Annotated in this window: 4 protein-coding genes; all 4 read right to left on the reverse strand. The window is 45.6% G+C overall.

Features of this window, described 5'->3' with window-relative positions; all coding sequences use genetic code 11:
* Positions 1–419 precede the first annotated feature (419 nt).
* Positions 420–1787: a DUF2157 domain-containing protein gene (locus PN462_RS04750; protein WP_272126866.1), complete on the reverse strand. Its 1368-nt coding sequence runs from the start codon at positions 1785–1787 to the stop codon at positions 420–422.
* A 246-nt stretch (positions 1788–2033) separates the two neighbouring features.
* A complete protein-coding gene (locus tag PN462_RS04755) occupies positions 2034–4772 on the reverse strand; it encodes an adenylate/guanylate cyclase domain-containing protein (RefSeq protein WP_272126867.1) in 2739 nt (912 codons plus the stop codon).
* Between the two features lie 102 nt (positions 4773–4874).
* A complete protein-coding gene (locus tag PN462_RS04760) occupies positions 4875–5972 on the reverse strand; it encodes a hybrid sensor histidine kinase/response regulator (RefSeq protein ID WP_272126868.1) in 1098 nt (365 codons plus the stop codon).
* 122 nt (positions 5973–6094) lie between these two features.
* Positions 6095–7408, reverse strand: coding sequence for a PQQ-dependent sugar dehydrogenase (locus PN462_RS04765; RefSeq protein ID WP_272126869.1), 1314 nt, complete (start codon positions 7406–7408; stop codon positions 6095–6097).
* Positions 7409–7637 lie beyond the last annotated feature (229 nt).

Consider the following 7637-nt stretch of genomic DNA (forward strand, 5'->3'; position numbering starts at 1 on the left):
ACCCAAGGCTAAGAGCTTAAACCCGTTGAAAACGGGTTAAAAGACTAAGTTTTTTCTGGTCATCCTTGGGTTAAAACCCAAGGCTAAGAGCTTAAACCCGTTGAAAACGGGTTAAAAGACTAAGGATAAATTTAAAATTATTAATCCTTCTTCTTTCTGTTTTTTCTGGTCATCCTTGGGTTAAAACCCAAGGCTAAGAGCTTAAACCCGTTGAAAACGGGTTAAAAGACTAAGTTTTTTCTGGTCATCCTTGGGTTAAAACCCAAGGCTAAGAGCTTAAACCCGTTGAAAACGGGTTAAAAGACTAAGGATAAACTTAAAATTATTAATCCTTCTTCTTTCTGTTTTCTCTTTAGTTCAAACCTCCAATTATAAAGTATCAATTATTGCTGTGTCTCTGTGGTTCAATTCCCTGATTGTTAATTGCTAATTGTTTTAACGTTACGCTCAAACCAAAGGCCAGCAATAATAACTCCCACTCCACAAAGGAAAAGAAGAATCGCTTTAGTCAATAATTCGGTGTTGTATTCCATGGTGCGAGAAAATACTTGTAATACTAACAAAGTCATCCCAAACCAAAAGCCTCGTCTTTCTCCTGTATTAATTGCCTCTCGTAATAATCCTACTGCCAGTAAGAGTAATAAAACATTAAAAATAAATGGGGCAAAGATTAAGAGAGGGAACTGTTGTAAATTCCACCAAATAGTTAACCCCGAAATGAGAATCATTCCAGCCATTACGGTACTGGTGAGATCAATTCGCCAAGTTGAACTGTTAATATAGCCGAATTTCCACCAACCATAAATCGCTACTCCGGTAAAGACAATTAAATCAAGTAATAAGGTGCTATGTTCCCACGGCACAAGTTCCGTTAGAGAGGGAGTATAATTACGCCATAGAAAGTTAAAAGACGCAGCGTAGAAAAAGACACTCAAGCCGACAATCGCAATATTTTGAGCAATTGTCCCAAATTGGCGTTGAATGCCGGGATAAGACCATAAAACCGCCGGAGGAATAATGGTTACAACTCCCGCAATTATGGCAGCACTCCAATAGTTTGCCTGTAGAAAGGTTTGCGTTAAAACTAGGGAATTACTGACCAAAGATGCGGTAATTAAAGTGGTACTAAGACCGAATAACCAGCGAGACTGACAGTAGTGAGCGAGGGGAATGAGACTAATTGTAGCAATGAGGGGGAGATGATCGGCGGCCAGAGTCCAGAGAGAGTCATCGGCGAGGGTAAAATAATCTAGATGATAGGTCCATAACGCGATCGCCCATAAAATCCCTGTCAGCATTCCCAACAAGGTGAGACGCAGACTATAGGCCATGGCCAATACCCCAAACCCCCACACAAGATACAGTTGATAGATGGGGCCGCTTTGGTGAAACATTTGCGACATTAAGGCAATATTGGCCCCCAAGAGCAAACTCCCTAGGAGGAGTAACCCTTGGCCGATGCGAGACTGCCATTGTTGTCTGGGGTATCGCCAAAAGTAGAATCCGGTGGTGTTGACTGCGATAAAGATAGTGAGGAGTAGAATAATTTTAAATTCTCTTGTCCAGACTTGCCAGTTGGCGGCCACAAAGGTAATAACCGCTAATCCTAGTAAAATACTCCCTAGTCCCAGGAGTATGAGGACAAAGCGGTTACGGGCCGAACTCTCCAGTTCATTAAATTGATACCGATCCGCGAGATAATCGTAAAATTGGGGATCAATGTGGCCTTCGCTGCGCCATTGGTTGGCCTCTTGACGCAGTTGGTGGCGGAATTTTTCAGAAACCATTGTTTACGCGCTTGTCAAGATTGTTTTAATCTTGGCAGAGGAGAGAAAACGCGATCGCGCTTCTGTGACAGTTTCTAGATAGGTAAGCATTCAGCGTATAGTATTACAGGGATACGTTTGAGCATAGCCAATGCTAGAAAACTTCACAATTCAATGCGTATCTCATTGATGACTGATGACTAATAACTAATGACTGATAACTGATGACTGATGACTGATGACTGTTTACTGATGACTGATGACTGTTTACCGTTTCCCCAATAACCAATAGGTCGTCATTTCCCCTTTTCCTTTTACCTTGACCGTCCCTCGTTTTTCCAAGGTATAACGGTCTTTTAAACGTTGATAAATGGCTTCCGTGACTTGAATTTTATTAGGATATCCCGTGGACTCCATACGAGAAGCCACATTAACGGTATCTCCCCATAAATCATAAATAAACTTTTTAATCCCAATCACCCCTGCAACCACTGACCCCGTATGAATACCAATGCGAATGCGACAAGGTTCATGGGGACGGACGTAAAACTGTCCTATCGCCGCTTGCATTTCTAAAGCCATTTTGGCAATAGCATCCACATGATCAGCACGAGGAATAGGTAATCCGGCGGCCACCATATAGGCATCCCCAATAGTCTTAATTTTCTCTAATTGATAACGATCCAGCAAGTGATCAAAAGCGGAAAAAATCTCATTGAGTAAGTCAATTAATTCAATGGGGAGAAGTTGTGCCGAAAGGGGAGTAAACCCCACAATATCTGCAAATAAAATGGTCGCTTCTTCGTAATGCTGCGCGATTAAGGTTTTTTGACCGGGTTGAGGGAGGGTACTCTGTTGCTGTTTTAATTGTTCGACGATATCTTGGGGCAGAATATTCACTAACAGGGCTTCTGACTTCTTCTGTTCCAGTTTTAAGGCTTCTGTGGCTTGTCTGCGGAGGGTGATGTCTTCAATGACCCCAATTAAACCAATGACCTCTCCAGAGGCATTATGTAGGGGGATTTTGCTAATATCGAGCCAGACTTCCTCGCCATTTTCTCCGGGCCGGATCTTGCGGGCAATTTTGTGGAGTGTAGCTTGGTCGGTTTCCATAACGTGGCGGTCTTCTGTTTGAAAAGACTCGGCCAATTGTGGGTCATCGAGGAGATCAAAGTCGGTTTTACCGATAACCGCTTCCGGGTTGGGGAGTTGTGCGGCCCGGGCCCAATTTTGGTTACAACCGAGAAAAACACAGTTGGTATCTTTCCAGAAGACTTGTTGGGGGATATTGTCGAGGATGAGACGGAGATATTCTTCTTTCTCCCGCAAGGCGGCCTCAGCTTGTTTCCGTTGGGTGATGTCGTTGGCCACCCAGAGAATACATTGTTCGTCGTTGAGTTGGAGGAGTTCGGCAGATAGACGGACGGTGCGAAATTCGTCTGTGGCACTGCGGAAGGACATTTCTTGATTGAGGACGCGGCCTTGCGATCGCAATTCTCGGACAATCCGGGCCCGGTCCCGTCGATTGGTCCAGAGGTTAATTTCGGCGGCAGTTTTGCCAATAATATCTTGAGGATGATATCCCGTCACCTCCAAAAAACTCTGATTCACTTCAATAAAACACCCCTCCTCTAGGGTACTGATAGCGATGGGATCAGGACTAGAGCGAAAGGCTTTAGAAAAGCGTTCCTCAGAGACTTTCAAGGATGCGCTACGCTGTGCGACTAACTGTTCGAGGGAGATATTCATTTCTTCCCAGGCCGTGAAGGTTTCCCGCAACTCGATGGCCATTTTGTTAAACGATCGCGCTAGGGTATCTAATTCTCGGATATTTTCAGTGGGAACACGCTGATCAAGATGATTTTGAGCGATCGCTTGGGTGGCCTTAACTAAATGAAGAATCGGTTGAATAATCCAACGGGAGGTTATGAAACCGAGGGTAGTAGCGACAAAAAGCGCGATCGCGCAAATAACCATCGTTGTCCGACGATTCGCCGCAATTTCTGCCTGAAAATCCGCCTCCGGAATCACAATCCCCAATAACCAATCAATCCCCTGGTCATTCCGTAACGAAGTAATCTGTAAAAAGTAACGGTTTCCTTGCTCATCCTCAATAATCGTTTGATAGTTCCCCACCTCCTCTAAATCTCCCCATCGGTCTTGTAACGCTTGAATCGAGAGGCGAATACTGGGAATATTACTTTGGGTCGCAGGTAAACGAGTGCGGCCTTGGACTGTCTCCGCAAAAGGTAACTCAGACGTAGAACTGGCCACCAAATCCCCTTGTCGATCAATAATAAAGGCTTCCCCCGACTGACTAATCTCCAAACTGCTGAGAAACTCCCCAATTTGCGACAGCGGGAGATCAATGGCCATCACCCCTTGTAACTCCCCAGAAGATTGATAAATCGGAATTGCAGGAGTAATCCCCAATACCGGAGGATCAATAAACACATAGATCAGCGACCAAGTGAGTCCCCCAGATTTTACCGCATTCTCATACCAAGGCCGGGTCCTAGGGTCATATTCTTTCACCTGTACCCGCTTAATTCGTTCTCCTTGGTCATTTAACTGATACACTTCCCAATTAGGTGCAGTTTCCTGGGTTCGTATGGAAACTGTCGGGGGTTCACTCTGTTCGACTTGCAAAAATTCACCCTCTGCACTGCCATAAAAAAGAGTAGAGACAAATTCTGTGAGTTGAGTTTGCTCCCAAAAATAGCGTTCCAGTTGCTGAAAGTTATTTAATTTTAAATTCCCAGTTTCAACGGCAGTTTGATTCACTTTTAGGACTAATTCGGAGGTGTTTAGATAGTTGCGAACTTGTTTGTCAATTTGTTGACTAACTTGGGTACTCAACCGCGTGGCCAAGTCTATCACCGTTCGTTGTCCACTCCGCCAAGATAGCCAACCCACCACCCCCACTGCTGTACTAATTTGCAGTATCATTGGTGCAATAATCACCCAACGCAAGGGGAGTTTTTGAGGACAACCAAACCTAGGCATAGAATAATGGGGAATGGGGGAATGGGGAAGGGGGAATGGGGAAGGGGGAATGGGTAGTGAGACCGTTAAACCAATAACAAATAACCCATAACAAACCAAAAATTATGAATAATTCAAAGTTACTTGAAATAGACTTCCTTGGCCTACCTTCGATTGTACCGAAATTTCGCCGCCGTGGGCTTCTAAAATACAACGTGAGAGATGCAACCCTAACCCACTCCCGTCTTGCTGGTGGTTGCCTTGACGGAACGGTTGAAATAATTGTTTTTGATCTTCGGGAGAAATGCCTTGTCCGGTATCTTCCACTTGAATTAGAATCTTTTGAGGTTGTTGCAATAAACGAACTGTAATTGAGCCTCTCTTGGTAAACTTAATTGCATTGCCAATTAAATTAGCAAAAACGCGCCGTAACTCCAAGCGATCGCCCTCTACAATACTATCATTTGCTAACCCCTCCGTCTCCAAAATTAACCCCTTGTCCACCGCCAAAGGAGTTAATTCTTCAATCACCTCTCGCAAAATTTGAGCTAAATGAACCGGAGATAAATTTAACGTTTTGCGGCCAGCCTCGTAGCGATAAACCGCCAACAAATTATTCACCATTTCTAACAAATTATGGTTACTCCGTACCATCACCCCCACCACTTCAGCCATTTCAGGGGATAACTCACCCAATGCTTCTTGCTGCATTAATTCTAACATCCGGTCAGCCGCAATCAGAGGAGTACGCAGATCGTGAGTTAAGCGGGAGACAAAATCTTCTCGTTGCCGGGCAATGCGATCGCGCTCATCCACACTATGCTTTAATCGGAGGAGAGAGCGAACCCGGGCCAACAACTCATCCACCTCCACCGGTTTGCGGATAAAATCATCGGCCCCACTATCTAACCCCTTCACCACCGAAGCGCGGTCATAGGCCGTAATCAGTAAAATAGGAATATAAGGCAGATGGGGATTATTGCGAATGCGTTGAGTCACTTCAAACCCATCCATCCCAGGCATCATCACATCCAAGAGTAGCAGATGGGGGGGAGTAGTTTCTAGGAGTGCGATCGCATCTTGGCCACTCTCACACACCTGACTCTCATACCCCTCCTCCTCCAAAATACTTTGCACCAAAAACAAATTATCCGGTGAATCATCCACCACTAAAATTCGATTTTTGGTTGCCGATGTCTCAAACAATTGAGGATAACTCAAAACACTGACAAGATAGACTACATTTTATTTTGACACTTCCCCGGTTAAAAACACGAAGGTAACTTCCTCCCCGTTCCCTGTTTCCTTGACTTACAAGCGAATAAACACTGTTTCAGCAGACCCTATTTATACTGAATCCGATAAATGCGTCCATTCGCTTCCTCCGTCAACAGTAAACTCCCATCCGGCAACACCAAAAGGCCCACAGGCCGTCCCCAAGTCGTCGGGCCACTAGGATCAAGTAAAAACCCTGTGAGAAAATCTTGATACTCCCCCATCGGTTGGCCCTCCTCATCAAACGGGACAAAAACGATTTTATATCCAGTGCCGCGATCGCGGTTCCAAGACCCCCGAAACGCCACAAACGCCCCATTATGATATTCTTCAGGAAAACTCCCCTGATCATAAAATTGTAGTCCCAAAGCCGCAGAATGAGACTGAAACAACAGATCAGGAGTCCGAGTTTTCGCCGCTAATTCCGGGTTCGTACTCCGGCCATTCTCCACCTGCCGAGGGTCCAGCAATTCCGGCGTAAAATAAGCATAAGGCCACCCATAAAACTCCCCTTGTTCCAGTCCCGTGAGATAGTCCGGGACCAGATTATCCCCCAACCCATCCCGTTCATTCACCGTCGTATAGAGAGTCCCCGTTTGCGGGTGAAAATCTAACCCCACCGGGTTACGCAACCCATAAGCAAAAGTCTCTTGTTGCGTCCCATCCAAATTCATCACCTGAACCGATGCGCGAGGCAAAGACTCTTCCGACACATTCGACCGAGACCCAATAGACACATATAATTTATTCGCATCAGGAGAAACAATCACATTACGAGTCCAATGCTGACGATAGCCACCCCCCGGCAACTCAGCAATTTGCTCCCCCTGTCCCATTAATTGCTCCTGTCCCCTCTCATAGGCATAACGACGGACTTCAGCACTATTCCCTAAGAAAAAAGACCCCTTCGCAAACGCCATCCCAAAGGGGATTTCTAAGCCATTCTCAGCATCCGCAAAAATTTCTTTCTCCTCCGCCACTCCATCCCCATCCCTATCCTTCAACAAGCGAATACGGTTTTGTCGCGTTTCCGTCACCAACACATCCCCATCAGGAGTTAATGCCAACCAGCGAGGCCGATCCAAATTTTCGGCAAAAATGGTCACAGTAAAGCCCTCCGGGACATTTAAACTAGCATTATCAGGAATAGGAACAACTTGGGGAGGTTGACTCGCACTCTCAGTCGCAAAAGGTTCAGGAAGGTCTTGAAGCGTAATACGATAGGTTTCGGGGGTAAGGGGTTCAGTAGGGAGAGACTTTTCCCGGTTGGGGGCAGTAGCGACAGGAGTACGAGGAGAAGGTTCGTTAGTGGACGGAGAGGGAGGGTTACTCGTCCCACAAGCAGTCAACAGAAGAAGGCAAAAAAGAGAAAAATAACGCATGGTAGTTAGAGGGCTTACTGAAAAAGTGTTTATTTGCTTGTAAGGCAAGGGAACTGGGAACTCCGGAACTGGGAACAGAAGATCAGGATAATTGACGCTCCACGCCCTAAAGGAGCGTGGATTCTTGGTTCAACGAATCTCCGTTAGCTAGCAGGATTTCTCCAACCAACCAAGAGGGAGTTTCTCCCCAAGCGTTAATTTTCGTGCGCCCCACGATATATAAAGCCCT

Source organism: Spirulina sp. CS-785/01 (genome assembly GCF_028330525.1).
GTDB lineage: Bacteria > Cyanobacteriota > Cyanobacteriia > Cyanobacteriales > Spirulinaceae > JAQMSD01.

Bases quoted from the DNA above. Each gene is read 5' to 3' on its own strand.
- PN462_RS04750 (WP_272126866.1), bottom strand. From the start codon at position 1,787: ATGGTTTCTGAAAAATTCCGCCACCAACTGCGTCAAGAGGCCAACCAA.
- PN462_RS04765 (WP_272126869.1), bottom strand. From the start codon at position 7,408: ATGCGTTATTTTTCTCTTTTTTGCCTTCTTCTGTTGACTGCTTGTGGG.
- PN462_RS04755 (WP_272126867.1), bottom strand. From the start codon at position 4,772: ATGCCTAGGTTTGGTTGTCCTCAAAAACTCCCCTTGCGTTGGGTGATT.